Below are 24325 nucleotides of genomic sequence, written 5' to 3' on the forward strand. Positions count from 1 at the left end.
TTAACGATACACCATTCTGAAATTACCTGACTTGTCCCGCAGAGTTGATCCTCCGTTTCCTTACTATTGGGGTGGACCATTTCAGTGGAGGAGGATCAGACGGCAAGGGTACATTGAACCCCCACGCGTATGATAAACCCGTCATGACAAGGCTTTAGGACGTGACTGAAGACGCGACAGGGTTAAGCTGGGAGCTCTAGACCAACCGGGTACGATACGGTTGCTGATGCTATGCCTCAAGAGCAGAAATTAGTGCGCGCGTAACATCTGGAAGAACGTGTTCCTGTGAGGCATTGGCCTCTGTGTCGATGAATGGCCGGTATGCATATTGGGTCAGAATTACTTGACGTTTGGGTCAGAATTGAATGACGCGATTTACCGATTTATTGAGGTTTTGGTTGTCAATTGAGCCAAATATTCGTGATGTTCTACATTTACTATGTGGCGACAAATAGTTTTGCTTTTTGCGACAGAAATTTTCCTTTGCGCCGCATAGCTTTGCCTTCTGCCAATTGGTTGCGTTGAGCATGTTTCCCCATAAAAACTGGTTTTGAGCGAAGCCCTTGAGGGCGCTCGTCTCCAAAACCTGCTCCCAGCGAGGGTTGGGGGTAGCAAGTGCAAAACAATTCGACAGGGTAGTGCGGCCCACAGGCGTTCGCCGAGGATACGGCCCTGTCTAATTGTATTGCGGGCGCGGGGGGCGACGTCCCCTAGCTCTGCTGTATTGCAGGTCGGGCGGAAACCGGTCGTTCGCTGCGGTGCAAAGAAAATGCTACACTACTCCAAAGCAGTCATTGAATCGGACAGACTGCTCAAAAGACCCGGATGATAGTGATCTATCAAAGTTCGCTTCATCTGTTCTCCTCGCATCGAATAAAGCCCGATTTTTGTCTGTGGCAATAGGCCCATTGCCGGGCGTAAAAACAATCGACCCGTTTTCGCGAATCCAAATTGAGTGGCTGCGACGGCGGGGAGTTTAGTAGTAAGCGATCTTACAGGAAATGATATCGGAGAAACGATACTCGTGTCGGAAGATCACAAAGCGTGAATGTCCAATGGATCGGAGAAGCCCTTGATCTGGGTCCCGCCAAATGTCTCCTGAATATCGACCCCGTCGAGCAGATTCAGGGTCTCTTGATCAACCAAAATCCGGCTTCCGGTGTTCTGGGTTTCCGCTTCCAATCGGGCTGCGAGATTTACCGCGGATCCGATACAGGTATAGGTCGCCCGGTTGTCAGTGCCGGCATAGCCCGCGACGACTTCGCCTGTGGCGATACCGATCCCGATCCTGAGACTCCGTTCTCCATCCGCGAGCCGGTCATGATTCAGCATCTCTATCATGCTATGCATTTCATGCCCCGCAGCTACCGCGCTTTGCGCGGTATTGTTCAGAGGTTGTGGAACACCGAAGAGAGCCATCAACCCGTCACCAAGCATCAGGCTGACAATGCCGCCATTGCTGGTCACCGCCTCGAACATCAACGTGTAGAAGGTGTTGAGCAGATCAATTGTTGCCTCGGGCGCGAGGTTTTCCGAAAGGGCTGTGAAACCGCGAATGTCGCAAAAAAGAACCGATGCGTTTGCACGTTTGCCACCGATGGCAAAGCCAGACTCTTGCAGGTCTTGCGCAACTTCGGAGGTCGCGAAACGTTCGAGCAGGCGTCTTTGTTCGTCCCGCAATCGCTTCTTTTCGAGGCCGCTGGAGACGCGGGCGCTGAGTAGCGTCTTGTTCACCGGCTTGGGCAAGTAGTCTTCTGCGCCTAACTCGATGCAGCGCACAATATTGTCGAGCCCTTCGACAGAGGAGGTCACAATCACCGGCAATTCGCGCAGGTCGGGGTCCGCATTGATTGCCTCCAGAACCTGAAACCCGTCCATTTCCGGCATTTCGATATCGAGTAGAAGCAGGTCATAAGACTGACTCGACAACATCTCCATCGCGACGAGGCCGTTTTCCGCGACAGAGGCTTTGTGCCCCAACAATTCAACATTGCGAGACAGGAGTAGCCGATTGACTTTGTTGTCATCAACGATGAGGAGATGGCCGCGTGTATCAGTCATTGTTCAGGGTCCGCAGGGCCGCAGCAGCTTTGGCGAAAGCGGCCTCCAGAGCTTTCGCATCTGTAAGGTCGCCAGTCGCTGGTATGTCCCCGAGCTCGATTTTTCTGGCCAACTCGGCCAGTGCAGTCGCACCAAAGGTGTTTGCATTCGACTTAATGGAATGAGCCGCGCGGCGATATCCATCAGCGTCAAACGCGTCGGCAGCCGCTTTCAATTCGGCGATCATGCCAGGGGCTTCGTCGAGGAAGGTGTTCACAAGCTCGGCGGCAAATTCGTCGCCTGTCGCGTCCTTGAGTTCAGCGAAGATATCAAGATCAATTGGACCGTTTGTCATGGATTACTTGCTTTTCCTAGGAACATTCAAAAGGGCTTCGATAAGAATAGGCAGGCGGATCGGTTTGGCGATGTAGTCGTCCATCCCGGCATCTAAACACATCTCGCGGTCGCCTTGCATGGCGTTAGCGGTCATGGCGACTATACGCGGTCGGTCTTCTCCGGGAAAATCTTGGTTTATGCAGCGTGAGGCTTCGAGCCCATCCATTTCGGGCATCTGCACGTCCATCAATACGACATCGTATGCTTGCCGGTTCACGCTTTCGACCGCCTCAGCGCCGTTGCTGGCCAGATCAGCGCGATAGCCCATCTGTTCAAGCAGGTGAAGCGCAAGTTTCTGGTTCACCAAATTATCCTCAGCCAGCAGAATACGCAGAGGGTGGCGTTTGGCCATCTGTGGATCAGTCTGGGGTTTGTCTGCGGGTTTGGTCGCTTTCACGGGAGTATCTTCGGTTGAAAACAACGTGACCAGAGTATCGAAAAGATGCGACTGACGCAGCGGCTTGGTGAGGTTGGCAGCAAAGAGACCGTCTTCGAGGTCAATGTCGCGCGGACCAAGAGAACTAAAGAGGATCAGCGGCAAGTCCGGATGCTTGGCCCGAATTTTCCGGGCAAGTTCCTCACCATCCATTTCTGGCATGTGCATGTCGAGAATTGCCAGATCGAACTTTTGAGCCTTCTCGAGTGTGGCCAGCGCATTGGACGGGGTTTCGCAGGTAGTGGTTTTAGTGCCCCATTTCTCGGTCTGGAGCGACAAGATTTTACGGTTGGTGGCGTTGTCATCCACCATAAGGATGCGTTTGCCTTCAAGCTCGGACTGAATGCCTACCAGATCACGCGACGATGATTTGACAGGTTTGGAAGGTTTGGTCTGGATCGTAAACATAAAGGTCGAACCGTGCCCCTCGCCGTCACTTCGTGCCCACATGGTGCCGCCCATGAGTTCCGCAAGACGTTTGGAAATCGCCAGGCCGAGTCCGGTGCCGCCATATTTACGGGTTGTTGAGCTGTCTGCCTGACTGAAGGACTGGAACAGACGGCTCATACCTTTTTCGCTCAGGCCAATACCAGTGTCGCGGACTGTGAAAGTCAGCTCAAGCGATCCGCGTTTCTTGGTGGTTTGTTCAACAGATAGAACCACTTCCCCGCTTTCGGTAAACTTCACGGCGTTGGAAAGAAGGTTCAGCAGGATCTGCCGCAACCGGGTCAGGTCGGCACTGATCGCAAGGGGCAGAGCGTCGTCAAATTCATAGGCCAGATCAAGCTTCTTTTCGGCAGCCTTGCCGCTGATCAGATCTAGCGCGCTTTCGATACATTCACGCAGGTCAAACGGATGGTTCTCGATGTCCATCTGCCCGGCTTCGATTTTCGAAAAATCGAGAATTTCGTTGATGATGCCAAGCAGCGCGTCGCCACTGTCGCGGATCGTGTTGGCATAATCGCTTTGTTCGGCGTCCAACTTGGTATCCATCAGGAGCCCACTCATCCCGATAACGGCATTCATCGGTGTACGGATTTCGTGGGACATGGTGGCGAGGAACGCGCTCTTCGCTTCGTTAGCAGACTCGGCCACCTCACGGGCCTTTTCGGCCTCGCGGAAAAGGCGCACGTTCTCAATGGCAATAACAGACTGATCCGCAAAAGACTCAGCCATAGCAATATCGTCGTCCGAAAACGGTATTTTTGATTTCCTGATGAAATAGAGTCCGCCCAAACACTTGTCTCCGCGCATCAACGGTATGCCAAGAAAAGCTTCAAATCCGTTTTCTTCGTGAAGCTTCTTGGCCAACCGCGGTAAGCCCTGTGACGTCAAATCGTGTACATGCATGGTTTTCCCGGACAGTAACACGGACGACAGAAAATTATCCTTCGGGTCCAACGGGTGTCGGGTTTGTCCGAAATCACGTAATAGGCCTTTTGGCGTCGCCAAAGCCACTTGCCACCAGAAACTGTCATCTGACAAAGCGGCGCCTGCCATGTCGCATGAAACAAGCCGTGTCGCGGAATTTACAATCGCCTCAAAAACAGGTGTGGTATCTGAAGGCGATTGGCTGATCACCCGCAGTACATCAGCACTGGCAGTCTGTCGCGCTAAGGAAGCCTGAGTTTCATTGAACAGACGCACGTTTTCCAGCGCGATGATAGCCTGATCCGCGAAAGATTCGGCAATGGCTACTTCGTCATCACTGAAAGCCTTCGACGTTCTCCGAATAAAGACGAGAGTGCCGAAACAGTCTTTCCCTCGCATCAAGGGTACCATCAAGAACGACTTGAATCCTTGTCGCTCAACGATTTCCGTGTCCCGCGGAGATAGTTCATCAAAGCGCGTTTCATCCAATTGCAGCGTCTTGCCGCTCTGGATGACGCGGGATGGCAGGTTGTCGTCGGGATCAATTGGCAGGCGCTCAGTCCAAGTGATTTCCTCTAAACCATCCGGAGTTGCGGCCGCCACTTGCCAGTATTCAGTTTTGTTAGCCTGCATGGCAATCGACAAGTCGCAATCGATGAGAGCTGTCGCCAGTCCGACAATCTTCTCAAAAACCGGTTTGGTATCTGTCGGGGATTCCGAGATCACTCTGAGAACATCCGCACTTGCCGTTTGGCGAGAGAGTGCGACTTGCGTATCGTTGAACAATTTAGAGTTTTGAATCGCTATGATCGCCTGCGAGGCAAAAGTCTCCATCTGCTTGATTTGCTTGTCCTCAAAGGCGGCTTTATTTCGGCTGCCCATACTGATGACACCAATCGTGTCACCGTCGCGTATCAAAGGTACAGAGAGAACCGACCTGTATCCTTGCAAGTTGGACCTAAGGACCGGATCATAGTTAGGGTCCGCTTGAGTATCCTCAACGTAGTCGGCGCGCCCATATAAAAGCGCCCGGGCGGTCGCCGACGTTTCGCCCGGTTCAAATGGATGCGACTCGAGGAATTTGGCAAAACTCTCTGTGAGATTGTGCCCGGCAAAGAAATGGAATTTTCCGTCCTCGGGTTTCTTTAGCGCCACAAAAGCATCCTGTAGGCGGCAGATGCGCGACGAAACCGCTACCAACGCTTCCAAAACCGGCTCTAAAGCGTCAGGGGAACGGGAAATAACCTCGAGCACTTCGGATGTCGCCTTCTGATACCCCAGTGCCTCTTCAACTTCTGCAGTGCGGGCCTGCACTTCTTTGAACAGTCGCGTATTGTTGATGGCGATCACGGCCTGAGACGCGAAGGTTTCCAGCAGGCTGACTTGTTTGTCGCTAAACGCAGCTGCCTGCCGATGCGCCATAACAATAACGCCAACGGTTACGCCATTGCTGACCAAAGGGACACCAAGAGTAGTAAGATAGTCCCCGATCTCAGCCGCTTTTTTCCATGTGTAAGTCGGATCTCTACGGGTGTCTTTTATATAGACCGTCTTGCCTTGCAGAGCCGTGCGCCCGATGCAAGACCCCTCTTCTGGCGCGATAGGGTTGTCGGACAGGAATTTGAGAAAAGCATCACTCACATTGTGGGACATGGCCACGCGGTATAGGCCATCGTCAGCATCCTTCATTGCAAAGAACGCGTATTCCGGTGAACAGATACGCGACGAGACCTCCAGGATCGCGTCCAAAACCGGTGGAAGATCGTTCGGTGAGCGCGAGATGACGTCGAGCACTTCGGACGTCGCCGTCTGATACTTCAGCGCCTCCTCGACTTCAGCAGTGCGTTCCTGAGTTTCCCGGAATAGCCGTGCGTTCTCGATGGCGATGCTGGCTTGATTGGCAAAACCCTGAACGAGCTCGACGCTGTTTTGTTGCGGCGGTCCGGCCTCGGCCCAACCGACAATTATGACGCCCCAAATCCGCGCCTCTGCCCGGATCGGTACGGCCATCAAGCGCCGATACCCAGCCTTTCGGGCAAGCTCTGGACTGAAATACTCGGGCCCCCGCGCATCCGCTAGATGCTGGACTTCGCCGCTTTCAACGACCAATGGAGCCAGATGACCCTTGGAAGCTTCCAAGGGATAATCCGAAGTCAGTGCCTTCAAAGTAGTCTGCGGAAACCCGTATTGTGCGCAGAAATGATAGAGATTGCCGTCAAAGCGTTCGAGGACGCAGAACTGCGCTCCACAAAGTTCAGCGGATTTTTGCACGACAAGGTCAAACACAGGCTGGATGTCGGAAGAAGCTTCGTTGATCAGTTGCAAGATTTCAGCACTGGAACGTTCGCGCACCAATGCGTCTTCAACTTCGGTCGTACGCGCCCGTACTTCCTCGAAGAGTTGAGTGTTATTGATGGCAATCAACGCTTGCGAGGCGAACGTCTCCAACAGAGATATCTGTTTTGAATCGAATGGTGCGACTTTGTCGTGGCAGAGCACGATCACACCGACCACAACCTTATCCTTGACCAAAGGGACACCCAGAAGCGAGCGATACTTGCCAATACGCGCGGCTTCCTTCCAGGCGTATTCGTCAGCTTCAGTGTCCTCGTAGTAGACTGTTTTGCCGCGTGAAGCTGTTTGGCCAATACCGCTTCCATGACCTGCCGGCACTGGGTGTGCTTTCATGAACTTCATGAAATCACTGTCAAAGTCGAGCATGATGTCAGTATGGTAAAGGTTGTCTTGCGGATTCAGGATCGAGATCGCAGCATATTTTGGCTCGCAGATCCGGCCGGCGACTCTCAGTATCTCTTTCAGCACCGGCTCCAGCTCATTCGGAGATCGCGAAATCACCGACAATACGTCTGACGTGGCGGTCTGATACTCCAGCGCCTGCGTGACTTCTTCTGTCCGCTCCTCCAACTCGTGGAAAAGGTTTGCGTTGGTAATCGCGATAACCGCCTGATCCGCAAAAGTTTCCAGCAGTTTGATCTGTTTGGCGGAAAAACCCGAGACCATTGGCGCCCCAAGAGAGATAACGCCTACGACTTCGCCGTTTTTGACAAGCGGAAGTCCAAGCAATGATTTGTAATCACCCACGCCGCTTTCTTCCAACCAGGTGTAGGTGTCATCCGCTTCGACATCTTCGACATAGCTTGTGCGTTTCGACAGGATCGCACGCCCGCTTACACCGTTCTCCGCTGGTGAAATCGGGTGAGCTTTGACGTACTCTGCAAAGGCCGTATCCTGTGTTAGCGTCGAGTGCACATGAAAAAGCCCATCGTCCGGGTTGAGCATCGCGACATAGGCATCCTGCAATTCGCAGATGCGCGACGCTTCTTTGAGAATGGCGTCCAGAACGGGCGACAGTTGATTGGGAGATGCTGAGATCACACGCAGAACTTCGGATGTTGAAGTCTGATACTCCAAGGCTTGCGTGACCTCCGCCGTACGGTCTTGCACCTCTCGGAACTGGCGTACGTTATCCATTGCGATCACGGCTTGGGCCGCAAAGGTTTGGACCAGAGCGACATCATCATCCGAAAATGGCGAAACTTCACGGCGATAGAGAACGATCACCCCAAGACCGGTGTCGTCTTTCATCAACGGCACCGCAAGGACCGAGCGAGCACCTTCAATCTCAACCATCTGAACCCGTTTTGGGTCACGGTCCCGGTAGTATAGTGGATCATCGGCGATATCGTCTTGGCGGATAACCTGACCATCGATCATTGGTCTGATCGCAACCAGTTCAGTGCGCGTTAATGGCTCTACGAAATCTTTGAGCGCTTCATCAAAATCAGTTCTCGCACCGATATTGGCTGGAATCGTTGCGTGCCCTTGTTCGTGGTCAGCGACACACAAGAAGGCCAGCGGTGCTTTGCACAAACGGCTTGCGTTCTCGAGAATGCTATAAAAGACCGGTTTGTCGTCATCGCGGCTGCGGCTGATGACTTCGAGTATTTCACGCGACGCTTCTTCCCGTTCAAGTCGTTCCTGAACTTCACGAAACTGGCGCGTGTTTTCGATGGCAATGACTGCATGTTTGGCGAATTCTTCAATCAACTGCACGTCAGGGTCAGCAAATGGCCGCACCTCCCGGCGGCTAACTGCGATGGCTCCGATGGCCTGATCTCCTTGCATCAGGGGGACTGTAACGCGTGACCGAATGCCTTCGATCTCAACCATCATGGCAGCTGTAGGATGGCCCGAGCGATAAAAATCCGTGTCGGTCAAATCATCGATGCGACCAACCTTACCTGTTCGTATCGCAGTGGCTATTGGAATCGATTCGTCCAACTGCCACTCGTCTCCAACATCAAATTCGGTTCTCTGATGCCCCCAATTCGCCGCCAACCGCCCGTGGGTCCCTGCTGCGTTAATCAAAATAAGGACCGCCTGATCTGCATCACATACCCTGGTGGCCTGCTGAAGCACTGAATCAAAGACGCGCGCATCGTCATCACGGCTTTGGCTAATGACCGTTAGAATTTTCTGTGTTGCCGCCTGACGCTCCAACTGCGTATGCAGTTCATTCAATTGTCGCGTGTTATCCAAGGCGATCACGGCTTGGGCGGCGAATCCCTCAACCAGAGAGATCTCGTCGTTTGTAAATGCGCGAACCTCACGTCGGTAAATCCCGATGACGCCCACGGGCGTGCCATCTGCCGACATTAGTGGGACCGTCAGAAATGACCGGACACCTTCTTCGTCTACAAGTTGACGGCGCCATGGGTCGCCTTTGATATACTGGTCAGTCAGGCGCAAATCGACATTGTGAATAACGCGTGCCTCGCGAACGGACTCCGCAATCTGGAGATGTGAGTCCAGTGACCAACGATCTACGCCAACCTCGTAGGTCGCCAACTGATCACCGAAATGGGCCGCATATTCGAGGTGGGTTCCTGCTTCATTCAAAAGGCTTAGTGTGGCGACATCCGTTTCGCAAAGCCGGGCTGTATTTTCCAGGATCGTCTGGAACACCGGCGTCTCATCTTCCCGCGATCGGCTAATTGTCTCGAGAACTTCACGCGTGGCGCCTTCGCGTGCCAGACGGATCTGCAATTCGCGAAATTGGCGAACATTCTCAATGGCGATTACCGCTTGGGCGGCAAAGGTTTCGACGAGCTTGACCTGATCGTCGGTATAGGGCCGGACCTCGTCTCGCGCCAACATCAAGCATCCGATTGCACCGCCATCTACCTTTAGAGGAACAAACAGATTACTGCGGCACCCATGCTTGTCGACAATCAGCTTGAACCGCTCATCGCCGGATTTGTGGAAATCAGTGTCTCCCATATCCACAACGCGTTTGGTCTCGCCGCTGAGGATTGTTTCAGTCACCAGAGAATTGCCCGGCTCCATCGTGTATTTGCCGTCGCGCCAAAGCTGCTGAATGTCAGGGTGCAGGTTAACACTGGCCACGAGCCGCTGAAGTGTGTCGCCTTCCTGTCCAAGAACCAGACCAGCAAAAACAGCGTCGCAAAGGTCTGTGGCAAGCTCAACAATCAGATCGCAAACCGGCTGAACGTCGTCCTTGGTCACAGAGATCACCTGCATCACCTGAGCGGTGGCTTCAAACCGCGCCTGTTGATCAGCTGCGCTTAACTCCGAACTTGGCGCAGATGATGGCGCGGGACTTATCGAGGTCCCTGATGCCTTTTTGTCGCCCAACTGCGCCCAAACTCCCACGTCAATTCTGACTAACAACTGTCCGGAGTTTAGAGAGCATGTTATAGAAGTCACTGGAATTCTTTACCGATGATGCCCTTTGCATTCATGCACGTGCGAGCACGGCCCACTTAGCTCGGATCATCCGGCTGATCAGCGCGATGAATCAACAGTGTAGTGCCAAGGCGCTGGATAGACTTGTAGGCCTTACTGTTCTGGCACTCCATATGCGACTCGAAAACGTCACGACGTTCGATCTCTGAAGCGCTCCACCGAGCGTCATTGCTTAAACCCAGACTTCTGTTGGCGAAAGGCAGCATGTGCTGGACACGCAAGCCCCTGTGAACTCTCTGGGAAGATGCACTGCGAAGTGTACTGCTCGCTTAAAAGGACGGCAGGCATGTTCCCATCTCGGCCATCGAAGCAAAGGAAATGTTGCAAATGTCGGAACGGCGGCTTTCAAGAAGCTGATTAGTTAATCATGGTTCAAGCTCAATGTCCGGTTTGGGCCGGTCTTCATCCAAGTGAAATGCGCCCGACCTCCGAATGTTGTATTGCCCCCACACGCCTCAGCCCAATTCAGTCATCCATCGTTGCTTGGGCAGGACAATAAATTGCGCATTTGACAACAAGTATTTGCGGCCCACATGCTGAAACGTGAAAATCGAGGTGGAACGACCAAAGGTAATTTCATGTTTAGATCATCAACCCGAAGTGAAGCAGAAAGCTTGTTAAGCGGACTTGCTCTAGGATTTTCTGCCGACCCATTCATGCGCTGGTTGTATCCTGAACCTGCCGATTTCCTTACCCACTTCCCGCGAGTAATGGACTTCTTTGGAGGGCGTGCATTTGAACAGGGCAGCGCGTTTCGAAACGATGATTTTACTGCTGGCGCACTTTGGCTTCCGCCAAGCATTCACCCTGACGAAGAACGGCTTGTCGCCTGTTTTGAGCAGACGGTCTCATCAGAAAAGCATGATGCGTTGTTCGAAACCTTCGGGCAGATGGACAATTATCATCCCGATGAGGACTGCTGGCATTTAGCTTTTATTGCGGTCGATCCAATTCGCCAAGGAAAAGGGTTGGGGTCCGCGTTGCTTGAATGCTGCCTCAAACGTTGTGACGAAGATGGAAGACCTGCTTACTTAGAGTCGACAAACCCTACAAATCTATCGCTGTATAAGCGCTATGGTTTCCAAGAGATGGGTCTAATCAAAGCCGACCAAGCCCCACCCCTGTTTCCGATGTTTCGAGCCGCCCAATAGCGGTAGATCAAACGGCTGCATTGTCCGCAACCTGTGAGTTTGTGCAGCGCCAAAATTTGCACTTGCAGCGAATGACCGGAATGCGGGCGCGGTCGCAGTGTCTCGACCAACCGGTGAAAGGCAGCTGTGGGCCGGACTGACAGTAGTCTGGGTCGCTGGTTGCAATGTTGTTCCACGGCCTTCGAAGTCGGTTCAGAGTCCGAAACAACCAAGGCGGCCCGACACATGAACGGGCTCAACCTTCGCATTGTTTGCGCTGGCAACGACAGTATCGACCTTGTTGATTGAGAATAGCGCGAAGCCCGCCCGTGATTTGGCTTACCCAAGCGACGACGCGGCCCTCCAACAATACTGCCGAATGTCTGGCCGCATCAGGGGTAAACAGATCAACTTGTTCGTTGCTTGTAATAGGTGTCCTTATGGACAATCAGCCTATCACGGTAGGTCAGGATGTCGACGCTCAGGAACTCTTCTTTCGTGCCATCCTTATGCTCCGCGGTTCGGCGGTATTCGCAATAGGCTTTATTGCCGGAGATGGCGCAGTCCAGCGTTTCCCAATGGACGTTATCCACTTTTTCAAACAACGCGGAAAAGGCACTGCGGATTGTCTCGGCCCCTTCAAGACGCACGCCATGTTCGTCCGGGCCGACGGCGTGGTCAAATGTTGCGTCGTCTGCGAAGTGCTTCATCACTGCATCGATGTCGTTGGCGTTAAACGCGTCGCCGACAGCGTCGACGAGGGCTCGGGTCAAAGCGGTCATGATTGCGGTCCTTTTCCGTGAAGCATATCGCAAGTGTGTTTGAAGAACGGGCTTGCCGGGTCGACAAGCACGTTCAATTCGTCAAAATGATCGACGTCCGGGACGATGTAGAGGCCGACCTTGCGGTCTGCGGTCCCAAATTTTTCGACATACATCCGAGCTTGCCGGTGGAATTCGTCGGTTTCCGAGCCACCGACGACGACCAGCTGCGGCGCATTCGTGATCGGAGGGTGGTTGGTCATCGGGCTTTCCGCTTCTGCCTCTTCCGGGGTCATCCGGATACCGGCATTGAGTGCTTCGGTCAGACGCACCGGTTCAAGGTAACTGAGCGGAGAAACCGGGATGCCGGATTTGATCAGGTCCGCAGGAAGATCGTCGCCAAAAGCAAGCCAGTTGGTCGCCATCATCACCTGGGTGATATGACCTCCAGCCGAGTGGCCCATCACACTGATACGGTCTGAATTAATGCCCAAATCGCGCGCATTGCGCCAGATATAAGCAATCGCTTCGCGGATTTCTTCAGAAATACGAGTGATGGTCACCGATGGGCACAGGTCATAGCCAAGCACAACTACATTGATCCCCGCCGCGACAAAGGGCGGTGCAATGAAGCTGTAGATCGACTTGTCGCCGCGCTGCCAATACCCGCCGTGCACATACACCAACGTCGGTGCGGTCGCATCCGGGCAGCGGAAGACATCCAGCTTTTGCTTCTCACCTCCGCCATAGCGGATATCGAGGCTGCAATCGGATGTCGCACGGGCAGCCTTGCTGTCGTTGCTCCACGCGGGAATAACGGTGGCTTCGTAGTCCGGTCGGCCGGCCCGCAGATTGTATTGCGTGTCGAATTCATCAGGGCCGAAGCGGGTGTGAAAGGTCAGATGATCGCTCATGATGAAGCCTCGGGTAGGGGCGCGGAGAAGAACGCGCCGCGGCAAAAGACAAGGGGCGGAACGGGCGCCTGGGCGTAGTTGATGACGCGGCCCAAGAGGATCTCGTGATCGTCTGCGTCGACCCTGCTGTGAACCGTACACTCCAATTGCGTCGAGACACCGGGGATCAAGGGGGTCACGGTTCCGGGGATCCAATCGGTGTCGGTAAACCGGTTTTCGACATCGCTTGCAAAGTGCATAGCAAGGTCTTTCTGCTTGGCCGACAGGATATTGACCGCAAAATGATCCGATTGCGACAGCGTTGGGAAGACCCGGCCTGACTTTGCAACACAGACCGAGATCACCGACGGCTGCAATGAGACCGAAGTGAATGAGTTGGCGGTCAGACCCCACGGTTCTCTGTCCGCGTCGTAGGTGGCTACAATGGTAACACCCGTCGGAAAGGCGCCAAGTGCGCGGCGATATTCTCGGACGTCCATCATAGCACCCCTTCGCTGGCACAGGCTTTTTCCAAGGCAGCCCATTCATCAGGGTTGGTCCCGAACGGGCGCATGACGTGATCCTGATAGGCGGGGCGTTCCGCCAGCCGCTGATACCAGGCCTCGACATTCTGTAAGGGCGGGCGGTCGACCTCGACGTTAAAATAACGATAGGCCACACATCCCAAGGGAATATCCGCCATGGTGAAGCTGTCGCCGCAGACATAGGTGCGTTCCGCAAGGTGCCGGTCTAGAAGGGTCAGGGCCTCGTGCGCCTCATCGCGCAGCTTGGCGATCTCTTCCGGTTCACGCTGGCCCGGTTGCGTGCGCACCGTTGCGAAGAACAGATAGATCACCGGCCCAAAGGCGCGGCTTGCCGACCACTCCATCCATTGATCCGCAATCGCGCGGGTCTGAATATCGGATGGGCTCAGCGTTCCTGCCCCGAACCGATCACAGAGGTAGCGTACGATGGCAAGGCTTTCCCACAGCGCAAAATCCCCGTCGCGGATCGCAGGAATCATCCTGTTGGGATTGATTTGCGCATACATCTCGGTGTCGAGCTTGCCAAAGCTGCCCCCGGCAAGTTGCAGCGTATAATCCAACCCCAGTTCATTTGCTGTCCAGATCACCGGAATGACGTTCGATGAATAGGGGCGCCCCCAAATCTCAAGCATGTTCCAGCATCCATTTCTGCGCGATGGATTGCGTGCCGAACTTTGGAACCACATGTTCGAACAGACGATGCCAGCTGGCGAGGATCTTTTCGTACGGCACACCGGTATATTGCTGCATCAGCATCAGGTGATCGAGACCGATGGTTTCCTGCCGTTCCGCAAACCGATCCGCGACGTATTCGGCGTCACCCACCACGATGATCCCGCGTTTGTTGAGGAAGTCGAACCAGTCCATATCCTCATCCTCGGGCATCATCTCTTCACCCACGTCCAGATAGCCGTGCTTGGTCCATTCCCCCTTGGGACGCGACCCGCCGAGAAATTCGTAATAGGCATTGATCGGACCACGGATTGTGTTCTCCGCTTCTTCCATGCTTTCACCGACATAAAACGCTGTGCAGACACCAACGCCCTCGCCTAGGCTTACCTCGCGCCCTTCGCGTTGCGACAGGGCCTGGCGGTAGGGCTCCCAACAGGTCTGCGTCGCCTTGGGCCCCGCCGCCATCGAGATCACCCCCCAACCGCGCTCTCCGGCCAGTTTGAAGGTGGGCGGCGCATTCGACATCAGCCAGACTGGCGGATGAGGGTTGGAATAGGGGCGTGGATGCACATACATCGCTTTGTATTCGCCATCTTCATCGTGATAACGCGGGTCCAGAGGGTCAAAGAACCGGTTGGTCTCTTTCCAGCCGGGCACAGGGAACTGATAGAATTCACCGTGATGGGTGAAAGCCTCATTGGTCCAGGCTTTCAGGATGATCTCCAGACTCTCCTGATACAGCCGCATGACCTTGGCATTGTCGCGCCGGTCCGCGTCCTTGTTGAACTGGATGGTCGAGCGCTCATTGATGCCTTTGGCGACGCCGAAATCAAAACGACCCAGTGTCATGTTGTCAAGCATTGCAGCATCTTCAGCGACACGTAGCGGGTGCCAATCGGGCAGGATGATCGGCGCCGTGCCTACCCGTAGTTTCTTGCAATGCGCGGCCACGTGAGTCCCCATCTGGATCGGGTTGGGCGGCGCATTCATATACCCGTTATGTGCAAAATGATGCTCGGTGAACCATGCGGTTGTGAAACCCGCCTCTTCGGCCAACGAACACTGTTCGAGGATCATTTCCAGCGTACGCGTCCATGGAATCGTCTCACCGGGGCTAAAATTCGCAATCAAATCAAAGCGCATAACATCCTCCCTGCCGGTGGAAAATCAGTTGATTTTCTCTCGTCTTTTCAACTAAGTTGATTTACGCTCGAAAAGTCAACTAAAATCATCTATTCTGAAGTCATGAAAAGTGACGTGTCCCAGACCGACGCCCAAAGGCTCGGCAGTGAAATTCGCGAAGTGCGCAATGCGCGTGGACTGACCTTGCAGCACCTTTCCGAGGTGGTGTCGTGTTCCAAAGCCTATCTCAGCCGGATTGAGCTTGGGACGGCCAAGGTGTCGGACGACCTGCTTGGCGAAATCAGCGATGCGCTTGCAGTTGACCCCAATTGGTTCTTTCCCAAACAGGAAGGCAACGGTCCGCTTGAGCGAAAACACGTCGTGCGACGCGAGAACCGCCGGGCGCTGTCTGCGATGTATACGCGCTCAACAGATGAATTGGGCTTTGAGGACGAATTGCTTTCCAGCACCTTGTCCGGCCAGTGCTATTTGATCCTTTCACGATTCCGTCCCGGCGCAGGACAACCGCCCGAGCCGCTCGAAGGGTACTCCTTTGAAGGTGAACAACACGCCATCGTCCTTAGCGGCGAAGTTGAGCTGCGACTTGGGGAAGAGGTCATTTTCTTGCGCGAAGGGGACAGTTTTTCCTATCCCTCCATGATCGCCCACCGCTTTCGCAACAAGACCGAAAAAGAGGCTACAATGATTTGGGCGATGTCGCCGATCCGTATCACGTGGTGACGGTTGGCCTGCTATTGCTAATGCAAGAACTACTTTTGTGTATGGCGCACTAAAAACGACCCGTTACTTGCGTTGCCATTTTGACCGTGTTGCTTGTTCTTCAATGCAACAAATAACTGCTGTGCTGTCCAACATCCTGATCTGGCATGACAGATTCACGCCGAGGCCAGTTGTTTGGTTGATAGAAAAGATAATCGGTTTTTTCACAACATCTGCCCCTCGATCAAACTCGGATTGCGCACGCGCAACGAAAGTCTGGTTTGGCGGGCTGCAGCACAGAATTAAAGCAACAGAATGAACGGCAGGAATGTGCCGCACTTATCAAAATCCACATATTGGAGTAGTCTTTTCCGATAGCGTATCCGGGTTTGAAATCGAAGATGGAAAAAGTACTGGGCTTTGGCGGGTTTTTCTTCAGGGCAAACGAGCCCGTCGACTTGGCGGCATGGTATCGTGACAATTTGGGCATTGATCTCGTACCAAACGACTATGAAACACCGTGTTGGAAGCAAGAAGCAGGTGAGACTGTATTCGCCCCGTTCGAAAAAGTGACAGAGTATTTCGGGAACCAAGAAAAGGCATTTATGCTGAATTTTCGTGTTCGCGACATTGAGAAAATGATTGCACAACTCGAGTCTAAGGGTGTTGAAGTCCGTCGCGATCCAGATTCACCTTATCCAAATGGCAAGTTCGCGTGGCTCAATGATCCAGAAGGAAACCCAATTGAGCTTTGGGAACCCGCCTAGCATTCGATTAGCATCTCGGTTTTCCAAGTGACTATCTTGCGACGTTGCATTGTGGACCGGTTGTAGGATTTGCATGTCCTCGCGCGTCCTTGCACCATGTGAATGAAGCATGGAGGCGAAAATGATATACGCAATCACGATTTATGGGGAGCCGGGCGTATTCGAAGCGCTGCCCAAAGATCGCCAGAACGAAGTGATGTCGGGCCATGGCGCATTGCAATCGGCGCTATCAGAGCGCGGGGAGTTCGTGTCGATAAAATTGATGCCGCCGACCTCTGCCGTGATGGTCGAGCCTGCTCCAACCGAAGGCTCAGCGCCTTTGATCACCGACGGTCCATTCGCCGAGACCAAGGAGAACTTCCTTGGATTTTATGCTGCTGAATTCGAAGACCTTGATGAGGCATTGGAATACGCGAAAATGATCTCATCCCCTGTAGCAAGGCTTGAGGTGCGACCGGTGGCCTGGGCTGGCGGCGTGATCTCGTCGGAATAGAACATGTCGGACTGGCTCGAGGCCACTTTCACCCTGCACCGACCGCGTGCGCTTGCTGCCCTGATCCGGATGTTTCGGGACATCGATATTGCGGAAGAGGCGTTTGCCGATGCCTGCCTGAAGGCGCTGACAGTTTGGACAAATGATGGTGAACCTCGTGACCCGTTAGCATGGTTGCTGACGACTGCACGCAACTCTGGCCTTGATCATGTGCGCAAATCACAACGCCGCGCCGCAATCCTGTCGCGTCATATGGAGGAGTTTAAACCGGTGCCTGCCGAAACCCCGGATCCTGACGAAATGCGCGATGATGTTTTGCGGCTTCTGTTCATCTGCTGCCATCCGGAACTCGAGCGGCGGGATCAGATTGCCATTGCACTGCGCGTGGTCCTAGGGTTGAGCGTAGACGAAATTGCGAGTGGATTTCTCATCAAGCCCAAGACTATGGAACAGCGGATCACCCGTGCCAAAAAGAAGATAGCGAGCAATCCGGTTGCCTTCAAAACACCCAGTCCGGCTGAGCGGGGTGCGCGCTTGGGTGAAGTTTCTCTGATGGTTTACTTGATGTTTAGCGAAGGGTGGTCAACCTCGGCCGGTCCAAAGCAAATCAAATTTACCTTGTGTGAAGAGGCGATCCGTCTGGCCCGTCTACTAGCGGCGCTATTTCCAGCGATGGGGGAACAGGCCGCATTGCTGGCGCTATTGCTATTTCAACACGCAAGGCGGCGTGCGCGTATTGATCCAGAAGGCAAGCTTGTCGCGCTGGACGATCAGGATCGCAGTCTTTGGGATCGTGCGAACATCGCCGAGGCGACGGGTCTTTTGCAAAAGGCCCACCGGACGGGACATCAGGGTGTTTATATTATTCAGGCTGCAATCGCAGCGACACATGCCCATGCGGCCTCGGTTGATCACACGGACTGGGCATCGATCGAAAGTCATTACGCCGCTCTCTATGCATTGCAGCCAACGCCTGTTGTCCGACTTAACCAGATTGCAGCACAGGCCAAGCTGCACGGTCCGGATTATGCGCTAGAGGCGATGGAGCCTTTGGCACAGGAGTTGTCCACTTATCGCTGGTACCACGCGATGCGCGGCGGGCTTTTACAAGAAACAGGTGAGCATCATGCCGCGATTGCCGCTTTCGAAACGGTGATGACGCTCAGACCAACTGCGCCCGAACGTGTTGCGATCACTGAAAAAATTGAGATCTGCCAAGAAAGTTTACGCGACGTGTAGGGATCGCTGGGCTTCGCGCGTCCTTGTATCAGACCCGTATGTGGCGGGCGAAACCAAGGGAGAAGCACATGAGTATTCTTGAGATGACCACCGTCGGGAACTCCGGCTGGATCGGACATTCCGGCCCAGATCAGGGCAAAGCCAAATCGTTTTATCAGGAGGTGCTTGGCTGGACGATCAACGACATGCCCATGCAGGACGGATCAGGCTATTCAGCCGCCGTTGTTGGCGAAACCGCAATTGGTGGCTTTTCGCCAATGCCCGAAGATCATGGCAGTTGGACGATCTTTTTTACCGTGGCTGACGTGGACGCCAGCGTCGCCAAAGCTGAGGCCAAGGGTGCCGCGATTGTTCAGCCTGCTATGGATATGCCGGGAGTCGGTCGCATGGCCACGCTGACTGATCCACAAGGGGCACGGTTCGCGCTGATCACTTACGAAAGCATGGCGTCTTAAGCGAGATCAGAAAGGAGGCATCACATGGAACAGTTTCCGCAGATCGCGCTGGTTGTCACTGCCATTTTTGTTTTGATGAGCATTCCGATGGCGATTGCCGTTGGTGTTCGTCGCACCAAGACCGGGATCTCTTTGCTGCATGGTGAGGATGAAAGCTTACTGCGGCTGATGCGGGCGCATGGGAACTTCATCGAATACGTGCCACTTGCATTGTTGGCCTTAGCAGGGGCCGAGATCGCGGGAACTGCACCCTGGCTGGTCGCTGCCTGCGGTGGCGTGCTGCTGCTTGCCCGCCTCATTCACTATTTCAGCCTCAGCACTTCGGTGAATGGCAAGGGGCGCGCGGTTGGGGCGGCGCTGACGACTATGGCAATGCTGGTGCTTGCGCTGGCGATCCTTTGGCAGCTTTGGATCGGCAGCTGATGCCAGTGGATGAAACACTTAACACCCGCATGCGAGACGCTCTGGCCACGCATGTGGGCATTTCCGAAAAGCGGATGATGGGCGGCCTGTGCTTTTTTTTGAACGGTAACATGCTTTGTGGTGCACGCAGACATCAGGATGGCGTGGGCCGGTTCATGTTCAGGGTGGGAAAGGTGAACGAGCCTGCGGCATTGCAGGACCCCACGGCCCACGCTGTGGTTCACGGAACCCGCAAGCTGGGTGGTTTTGTCCGTGTGGACGAAGCAGATTGCAATGACGCTGCTTTGTTGCGGTGGCTGCACCTGTGCCTCGAGCATGCCGCGGCGCTGCCCAAGAAAGACTGAATGGAGGATCTTATGGCCCAATTCGATTGCTTTGCTGCCGAGGCAGTAGGCTTCCTGCAAGAACTGAAGGCCAACAATACCAAGCACTGGTTTGCAGCGAACAAGTCGACGTATGAGACCTACATTAAGTCACGCAGCAAGCTGTTCGCCGAAGAGATTGAGTTGGCGCTACGTGACCTTACTGGGCAAGATCACGGCAGCAAGATCTTTCGAATTCACCGAGATGTTCGGTTTTCCAAAGACAAGACACCCTATAACGCGCACCTGCACCTCGCGTTCATACCGACAGGGCAAGCGGTACAGCCGCCTATGTGGTTCTTTGGCCTTTCCCCAGAAAAGCTTTCCCTCGGCTGTGGGGTTTTTCAGTATGAAAAAGGATCGTTGGACGCATTCCGCGACGCCATGGTGGGACCCTTGGGGGCAGAGTTAATGCAGACCACCACAGAGTTGCGAGAACGGGGTTACAGGATCGGTGAGCCGGAGTTGAAGCGCGTTCCCTCCGGTTTTGACAAAGACCACCCCCATGAGGAAGCGTTGCGGCGCAAGGGCTTTGCAGTTTGGATGGATACCGAGACCCCAGCCTTTGTTTTAAAGTCGAATCTGACGGAACGAACAACTGCCGAGTTCGCCAAACTGAGGCCGGTGTTTCAACTGCTTTCTCGGATCAAGTGACCCCACTATTGCGAACGCAGCGAATGGCGGCTTTGACGGGCGCACCGCAACTTGGTTCCGATTGGATGAATGACCGCAACGGGCCGCTCGGCACAGCGCCAAGCTGGTGCTTAAATAAATCCCGGCCTCAATCGGCTGATCACCAAGCGGGTATATCCAGATTCTTGGTGTACTGAAAGCGCATCTCGAAGTGCTAAGTTTCGATCGGCTTGTCGGGTAGTCCAATCGCTTCTCGAACAGCTTTGGGCAACTTTAAGTTCGGTGCAAGCACATCCGGCTTACCCGACGCGATTTCTGCCGACTGATTAGCTTCAACCGCTTCCCTGTCGTTTCCGGATTCCCTGAGTATCCAGGCTTTGACAAGCCAGAAGTGCCGACAAGTTGGCCGCAGTTCGGTTGCTTCCGTAATTGCTGAAAGCGCAAGATCAGCCTGTCCTGCCATCATCCGCGAAACTGCAAGCGGATAAAGTCGGTATGGTAGATAGGGATCGTCTTCGGAGCGGACCGCTGCCTCTGTCAATGAGTTGCAAGCGGCTTCCCAATTGCCAGCGATGAGCTCGATGTACCCACGAGCTTCTATTCCAAGCGCATAGCCAGGATTAAGCTGGGTCAGCCGTTCAATGTCCTTCCTTGCCCCTTCAACGTCACCTTTAAGGCGTGCACGTATCAGCGCCCGAACATACCTAGGGTAATCGGATCGCGGTGAAAGCTGAACGGCCTTGTAAGAGTTTTCCGTAATACGTTTCAGCAGATCTGTATCTGCATTCCTGTAATGCGCATCCAGCATGCACATCTGAGCTTCGCTCCACATCGCTAGCCCGGATGCGTTCTGCAGGTCGAGGCGTAGTGCCCGCTCCAAAAGGTTCACCGCGCGAAGATAGTCCGCAATCGTGGTGCGATAGATCAGTAGTGCCGCGCGAGTCCTCAATTCGCTGGCGCTTAACTGATCATCAGGTAAATCGGCCAATCGTTCGCCGTCAAATGCATTGATCTGAAGTCGCAACGCGTCCGAGAGCTGTTCAGCGGCCCGGTCCGAGACCTCAAACAGATCCTGCGCATCCCCTTCGATTACCCGCGACCATGTAACCTGCCCATCGCTGCGGCGAACAAGGCTGCAGGTGATCCTTGCAATCGTTCCACGGGACCGGAGCCGACACCTAAGGCTATATGTCGCATCAGACTCGGCAGCTTCGTCCGCAGCAAGAACCCTGACGCCGGTACGTCGCGATAGGGTGTGGACAAGTTGATCTTGTAAATCAGCTGCGGCTTCGCGTGTCTCGCGGATATCAGGTGCCGCTTTCACATCTTCGACCGCAATGACTGGCACAGCATCGATGCGTCTCGTCTGTTGATTGGATGGCCGCCATTGATATCCGGTTACCGGAAACGCGACATTTTTGAGTTGAAATGTACCGGCGTCACTAAAGCCTATTGCAAGTCTTTCATCCAACTGTCTGCGTAGGTCTTCCGAAATCATCATGCCGCCAGGCGGTGCCTCGGTCTGAAGGCGCGCGGTAATGTTTATGCCGGCGCCATACATATCTGCTTCATCTTCGACGATCTCGCCGAGATGAACGGCGATCCTGAGTTGGATACTTTCGTGAATGGCCAACGCCGATTGTACCGACTGACCTGTCTCGACCGCATCCGTTACCGAGGGAAACGCGAATATCCAACCATCGCCCAGACGCTTCAGAACTTCGCCGCCACGCTTTATGGCTTCAGGTTCCAACCACTTTTGTCTGAGTTCACGGATCAATTCGATAGCACCCGCCTGGTCAGATCCCATCGCAGACGTGTAGTCGACCATATCGGCCATCAGGATTACAGCAAGACGGCGTCTCATGAGGGCAACTTAGTCGGTCGCATAGATGTTGTCATGCTTGGTCAACATCCGAGGCACAGACAAACGCGCTCTCGCCAATCCGAGCACAGGGTTTGCGACACACCCGGATTATGTCCATTTTCACGTCGATGGATGAATAACCCGAAACGGGAAATCCTCTGCTTTGCAGCGGTAAACGCGTTGCGTCTGGGAGCAAATGCTGTGTGAGCAAGCATCCGTAAAGACAACGGCTAACCAACAATATCAGCCGCAAGTATGGCTGCCAGATGTCGTTCCAAACAAAAATCCTCCCGCGGTTCTATTGTAAAGGAGTGTCTAAGGGATATCAGGGGCTTCGCGTACAAAACGGTCAGACCACGTCTCGGAAGTCGGCCGCACGATAAGGAACAATCAGTTCAGAAATCGGCGCCAGGAAACCGCGTTTGCGAAACGGGTCCGCACTCATGTCGAGTAGGAGTTCATCGTGATAGTGGCACATGTGAAGCAGAAGTGTGGCGGAACGTGCTGGCCCTTCTGGCATCCAGGATTGTTTCCAGGACTTGAGCGCATCGATATCGCTTTGCATGACCTCAGCATCCGGTAGGAGCACACGACCTGCAACGACTTCCGCAAGCCATTTGGCCTGAAGCGCGAAGGTCGTCACACTCATGAAGGAGGACGCCCGACCCACGAATGCAAGGTTTGACACCGAGGGGTGCAGGACATGGCGGTATAAATAGAACCCATCCGGCCCATCATCCAAAGAGTTGAGTATCGACTTCGGTAGATATGGGTAGCCGGTCTTCCAGCCCGTGCCGAAGACCACGCAATCGACCTCAAGAGAATCCCCGTCCGCAAGGTCGATCCCGTTGGAAGAGAATGCACTCACACCTGTTCGATGCGCAGAAATCTTACCTGACCGGATAGAGTTGATGAGCTCCGGACGTGGAACCATGGTCACTTCCGTAAACGCGTCGAATTCGACAGGCGTCTCAGGCATCAGGGTCTCACCACGCGCGATTTGCATTCGCAATCGTTGCTGGGTACTGAGCAGCAGTTCTACGACACGCCAGAACAGCCAGGGCAACGGATATCCTATTGAGTGGATAGCGCGCACGATTGGGCTGGGCCTGACATACGGAGGGATCAGGGCTGCAACAAGGCGTGTAAGCATTCCCCATTTGAAGGGAAGAACACCCAGCAATTTGCGCGGTACAGGCCAGTGTGCGGTTCGGAAAACGAGGTGAACCTTTTCCGCGACACCCACAGCCGAACCCGCTATATCTGTGGCACTTTTTCCGTAACCGATTACAGCGACACGATGGTCTTTGAGTTGCGATATGTCTTTGATTTCGCTCGCGTGAAGGACTTCTCCTCCAAAATCTTCACGTTTGGGAATGTTCGGGACATTTGGTGTCTCTGAATAGAGCCCGGCTGCAACGACAACGAGATCGGCCTCAATACTTTCAGAACTTCCGGAACCATCAACCTCAAGTGACCACCGGTCACCTTTGCGCTCAATCATGGTGACGCGGGTGCCTAACCGTAGGCACTCTCGTATTCCGAAATGATCGCAATAATCCTCCAGATACTCCTGAAAGACTGGCCCCGGAGTGAAATGAGACGCTTCTTCGGAAAGCGGAAAATCCGGGAACTCGTACAGGTCCTTTTGCACCTGAACGCCAAAATCGTGGTAGCCATCAGCCCAGACACCGCCTAGGTACGGGTTGCGATCAAAAATCTTGCAGTGGACGCCGACCTTCGTCAGGCATTTTGCAGTAGCAAGCCCAGACACCCCCGCACCAATGATAGCGGCGGTTTTGACTTCCCCCACTATCATGCCTCGGATCCCCGTCGCAAAATTCGCGATAAGCCCAAGAGAACAACGCCCAGAAGCCAGAGCGCCAGAACATAGGCTCCGAACACAGTCCAAAGCGCCCATACCCACAGGCCTTGCCAAATTGTCTTGGCTTGATTTAACCCGGTCTGACCGAGGCGAGAACGCAAAATGAACAACATATTGAGCAATCCAATGGCAGCGCCGATTGCTGTTCCAATCCAAAAGAAATCGCCCATAACATCCCCCCAAGGCGATACCAGGATATCACGAAATCACAGTTTTAGATAGCAAGGCGGCCATTAGCGCTTTGGAAATCACAGACGGCATCAGAGTCGCCGCTGCCGTCATGCCCCTGAGAATCCGTTCAAAATCTAAGCTTGCCCGCTCATACCAA

The 24325-nt window shown here is 54.1% G+C and carries 20 protein-coding genes; 9 read left to right on the plus strand and 11 right to left on the minus strand.

The features are described 5' to 3' along the window. Nucleotides 1-1035: 1035 nt before the first annotated feature. From AC2FFH_RS20535 to AC2FFH_RS20545, 3 genes are read right to left on the minus strand one after another with little or no spacing between them, the layout of a single operon-like run. Nucleotides 1036-2061, minus strand: coding sequence for an adenylate/guanylate cyclase domain-containing protein (locus tag AC2FFH_RS20535; protein WP_496845227.1), 1026 nt, complete (start codon nucleotides 2059-2061; stop codon nucleotides 1036-1038). Beyond that, nucleotides 2054-2395, minus strand: a complete 342-nt coding sequence (locus tag AC2FFH_RS20540; protein WP_496845228.1) for an Hpt domain-containing protein — start codon at nucleotides 2393-2395, stop codon at nucleotides 2054-2056. The genes AC2FFH_RS20535 and AC2FFH_RS20540 overlap by 8 nt, the downstream gene beginning before the upstream one ends. A gap of 3 nt (nucleotides 2396-2398) precedes the next feature. After that, nucleotides 2399-9790 (minus strand): GAF domain-containing protein, encoded by a 7392-nt coding sequence (locus tag AC2FFH_RS20545; RefSeq protein ID WP_496845229.1) that lies wholly within the window; start codon nucleotides 9788-9790, stop codon nucleotides 2399-2401. Nucleotides 9791-10563: 773 nt separating this feature from the next. Between AC2FFH_RS20545 and AC2FFH_RS20550 the strand changes: the two genes are divergently transcribed. Beyond that, the gene (locus AC2FFH_RS20550; protein ID WP_480596544.1) at nucleotides 10564-11181 is read left to right on the plus strand and encodes a GNAT family N-acetyltransferase; all 618 of its coding nucleotides are present in this window, start codon (nucleotides 10564-10566) and stop codon (nucleotides 11179-11181) included. Nucleotides 11182-11567: 386 nt separating this feature from the next. On the opposite strand, the gene AC2FFH_RS20555 is transcribed toward AC2FFH_RS20550, so the two are convergent. The 5 genes from AC2FFH_RS20555 to AC2FFH_RS20575 are packed head-to-tail and all read right to left on the minus strand — an operon-like array spanning nucleotide 11568 to nucleotide 15174. After that, complete coding sequence (locus AC2FFH_RS20555; RefSeq protein WP_496737863.1) at nucleotides 11568-11942, minus strand: nuclear transport factor 2 family protein; 375 nt, start codon at nucleotides 11940-11942, stop codon at nucleotides 11568-11570. Beyond that, entirely contained in the window at nucleotides 11939-12835 is an 897-nt protein-coding gene (locus AC2FFH_RS20560) for an alpha/beta hydrolase (protein ID WP_496737862.1), read from the minus strand. Before AC2FFH_RS20560 ends, AC2FFH_RS20555 begins: the two co-directional genes overlap by 4 nt. Then, a complete protein-coding gene (locus AC2FFH_RS20565) occupies nucleotides 12832-13317 on the minus strand; it encodes a flavin reductase family protein (protein ID WP_496737861.1) in 486 nt (161 codons plus the stop codon). Before AC2FFH_RS20565 ends, AC2FFH_RS20560 begins: the two co-directional genes overlap by 4 nt. Continuing rightward, nucleotides 13314-13991 carry a glutathione S-transferase family protein gene (locus AC2FFH_RS20570; RefSeq protein ID WP_496737860.1) on the minus strand — a complete coding sequence of 226 codons (678 nt, stop codon included), beginning with the start codon at nucleotides 13989-13991 and terminating at the stop codon, nucleotides 13314-13316. The genes AC2FFH_RS20565 and AC2FFH_RS20570 overlap by 4 nt, the downstream gene beginning before the upstream one ends. Further along, the gene (locus AC2FFH_RS20575; protein WP_496845230.1) at nucleotides 13984-15174 is read right to left on the minus strand and encodes an LLM class flavin-dependent oxidoreductase; all 1191 of its coding nucleotides are present in this window, start codon (nucleotides 15172-15174) and stop codon (nucleotides 13984-13986) included. The genes AC2FFH_RS20570 and AC2FFH_RS20575 overlap by 8 nt, the downstream gene beginning before the upstream one ends. A 102-nt stretch (nucleotides 15175-15276) precedes the next feature. Here AC2FFH_RS20575 and AC2FFH_RS20580 point away from each other — a divergent pair, with 102 nt between their 5' ends. The 8 genes from AC2FFH_RS20580 to AC2FFH_RS20615 all read left to right on the plus strand — a co-directional run bounded on the left by AC2FFH_RS20580 (nucleotide 15277) and on the right by AC2FFH_RS20615 (nucleotide 20266). Further along, on the plus strand, nucleotides 15277-15894 hold the full coding sequence (locus AC2FFH_RS20580) for a helix-turn-helix domain-containing protein (RefSeq protein WP_496845231.1): 618 nt from the start codon (nucleotides 15277-15279) through the stop codon (nucleotides 15892-15894). Nucleotides 15895-16274: 380 nt separating this feature from the next. Next, complete coding sequence (locus AC2FFH_RS20585) at nucleotides 16275-16640, plus strand: VOC family protein (protein WP_496737857.1); 366 nt, start codon at nucleotides 16275-16277, stop codon at nucleotides 16638-16640. A 121-nt stretch (nucleotides 16641-16761) separates the two neighbouring features. Further along, nucleotides 16762-17133, plus strand: coding sequence for a YciI family protein (locus tag AC2FFH_RS20590; protein ID WP_496845232.1), 372 nt, complete (start codon nucleotides 16762-16764; stop codon nucleotides 17131-17133). Nucleotides 17134-17136: 3 nt separating this feature from the next. After that, the gene (locus AC2FFH_RS20595; protein WP_496737855.1) at nucleotides 17137-18372 is read left to right on the plus strand and encodes an RNA polymerase sigma factor; all 1236 of its coding nucleotides are present in this window, start codon (nucleotides 17137-17139) and stop codon (nucleotides 18370-18372) included. Nucleotides 18373-18440: 68 nt separating this feature from the next. Beyond that, nucleotides 18441-18827 carry a VOC family protein gene (locus AC2FFH_RS20600; RefSeq protein ID WP_496737854.1) on the plus strand — a complete coding sequence of 129 codons (387 nt, stop codon included), beginning with the start codon at nucleotides 18441-18443 and terminating at the stop codon, nucleotides 18825-18827. A gap of 24 nt (nucleotides 18828-18851) precedes the next feature. After that, the gene (locus tag AC2FFH_RS20605; protein WP_496737853.1) at nucleotides 18852-19250 is read left to right on the plus strand and encodes an MAPEG family protein; all 399 of its coding nucleotides are present in this window, start codon (nucleotides 18852-18854) and stop codon (nucleotides 19248-19250) included. Nucleotides 19251-19255: 5 nt separating this feature from the next. Further along, nucleotides 19256-19594: a TfoX/Sxy family protein gene (locus AC2FFH_RS20610; protein ID WP_496737852.1), complete on the plus strand. Its 339-nt coding sequence runs from the start codon at nucleotides 19256-19258 to the stop codon at nucleotides 19592-19594. A 12-nt stretch (nucleotides 19595-19606) separates the two neighbouring features. Further along, the gene (locus AC2FFH_RS20615; RefSeq protein ID WP_496737851.1) at nucleotides 19607-20266 is read left to right on the plus strand and encodes a DUF2461 domain-containing protein; all 660 of its coding nucleotides are present in this window, start codon (nucleotides 19607-19609) and stop codon (nucleotides 20264-20266) included. Nucleotides 20267-20459: 193 nt separating this feature from the next. Here the strand turns inward: AC2FFH_RS20615 and AC2FFH_RS20620 are convergent, their stop codons facing one another. The 3 genes from AC2FFH_RS20620 to AC2FFH_RS20630 form a co-directional block, all read right to left on the minus strand. Further along, complete coding sequence (locus AC2FFH_RS20620) at nucleotides 20460-22112, minus strand: hypothetical protein (protein WP_496845233.1); 1653 nt, start codon at nucleotides 22110-22112, stop codon at nucleotides 20460-20462. Nucleotides 22113-22461: 349 nt separating this feature from the next. Further along, the gene (locus AC2FFH_RS20625; RefSeq protein ID WP_496770115.1) at nucleotides 22462-23931 is read right to left on the minus strand and encodes a flavin-containing monooxygenase; all 1470 of its coding nucleotides are present in this window, start codon (nucleotides 23929-23931) and stop codon (nucleotides 22462-22464) included. Further along, nucleotides 23928-24167, minus strand: coding sequence for a hypothetical protein (locus AC2FFH_RS20630; protein ID WP_496770117.1), 240 nt, complete (start codon nucleotides 24165-24167; stop codon nucleotides 23928-23930). The genes AC2FFH_RS20625 and AC2FFH_RS20630 overlap by 4 nt, the downstream gene beginning before the upstream one ends. Nucleotides 24168-24325: the final 158 nt, after the last annotated feature.

Source organism: Ruegeria sp. YTSC003 (assembly GCF_059609785.1).

Bases quoted from the DNA above. Each gene is read 5' to 3' on its own strand.
- AC2FFH_RS20535 (WP_496845227.1), bottom strand. From the start codon at position 2,061: ATGACTGATACACGCGGCCATCTCCTCATCGTTGATGACAACAAAGTC.
- AC2FFH_RS20630 (WP_496770117.1), bottom strand. From the start codon at position 24,167: ATGGGCGATTTCTTTTGGATTGGAACAGCAATCGGCGCTGCCATTGGA.
- AC2FFH_RS20605 (WP_496737853.1), top strand. From the start codon at position 18,852: ATGGAACAGTTTCCGCAGATCGCGCTGGTTGTCACTGCCATTTTTGTT.
- AC2FFH_RS20540 (WP_496845228.1), bottom strand. From the start codon at position 2,395: ATGACAAACGGTCCAATTGATCTTGATATCTTCGCTGAACTCAAGGAC.
- AC2FFH_RS20585 (WP_496737857.1), top strand. From the start codon at position 16,275: ATGGAAAAAGTACTGGGCTTTGGCGGGTTTTTCTTCAGGGCAAACGAG.
- AC2FFH_RS20580 (WP_496845231.1), top strand. From the start codon at position 15,277: ATGAAAAGTGACGTGTCCCAGACCGACGCCCAAAGGCTCGGCAGTGAA.
- AC2FFH_RS20570 (WP_496737860.1), bottom strand. From the start codon at position 13,991: ATGCTTGAGATTTGGGGGCGCCCCTATTCATCGAACGTCATTCCGGTG.
- AC2FFH_RS20565 (WP_496737861.1), bottom strand. From the start codon at position 13,317: ATGATGGACGTCCGAGAATATCGCCGCGCACTTGGCGCCTTTCCGACG.
- AC2FFH_RS20550 (WP_480596544.1), top strand. From the start codon at position 10,564: ATGCTGAAACGTGAAAATCGAGGTGGAACGACCAAAGGTAATTTCATG.
- AC2FFH_RS20555 (WP_496737863.1), bottom strand. From the start codon at position 11,942: ATGACCGCTTTGACCCGAGCCCTCGTCGACGCTGTCGGCGACGCGTTT.
- AC2FFH_RS20620 (WP_496845233.1), bottom strand. From the start codon at position 22,112: ATGAGACGCCGTCTTGCTGTAATCCTGATGGCCGATATGGTCGACTAC.
- AC2FFH_RS20560 (WP_496737862.1), bottom strand. From the start codon at position 12,835: ATGAGCGATCATCTGACCTTTCACACCCGCTTCGGCCCTGATGAATTC.
- AC2FFH_RS20575 (WP_496845230.1), bottom strand. From the start codon at position 15,174: ATGCGCTTTGATTTGATTGCGAATTTTAGCCCCGGTGAGACGATTCCA.
- AC2FFH_RS20615 (WP_496737851.1), top strand. From the start codon at position 19,607: ATGGCCCAATTCGATTGCTTTGCTGCCGAGGCAGTAGGCTTCCTGCAA.
- AC2FFH_RS20590 (WP_496845232.1), top strand. From the start codon at position 16,762: ATGATATACGCAATCACGATTTATGGGGAGCCGGGCGTATTCGAAGCG.
- AC2FFH_RS20625 (WP_496770115.1), bottom strand. From the start codon at position 23,931: ATGATAGTGGGGGAAGTCAAAACCGCCGCTATCATTGGTGCGGGGGTG.
- AC2FFH_RS20600 (WP_496737854.1), top strand. From the start codon at position 18,441: ATGAGTATTCTTGAGATGACCACCGTCGGGAACTCCGGCTGGATCGGA.
- AC2FFH_RS20595 (WP_496737855.1), top strand. From the start codon at position 17,137: ATGTCGGACTGGCTCGAGGCCACTTTCACCCTGCACCGACCGCGTGCG.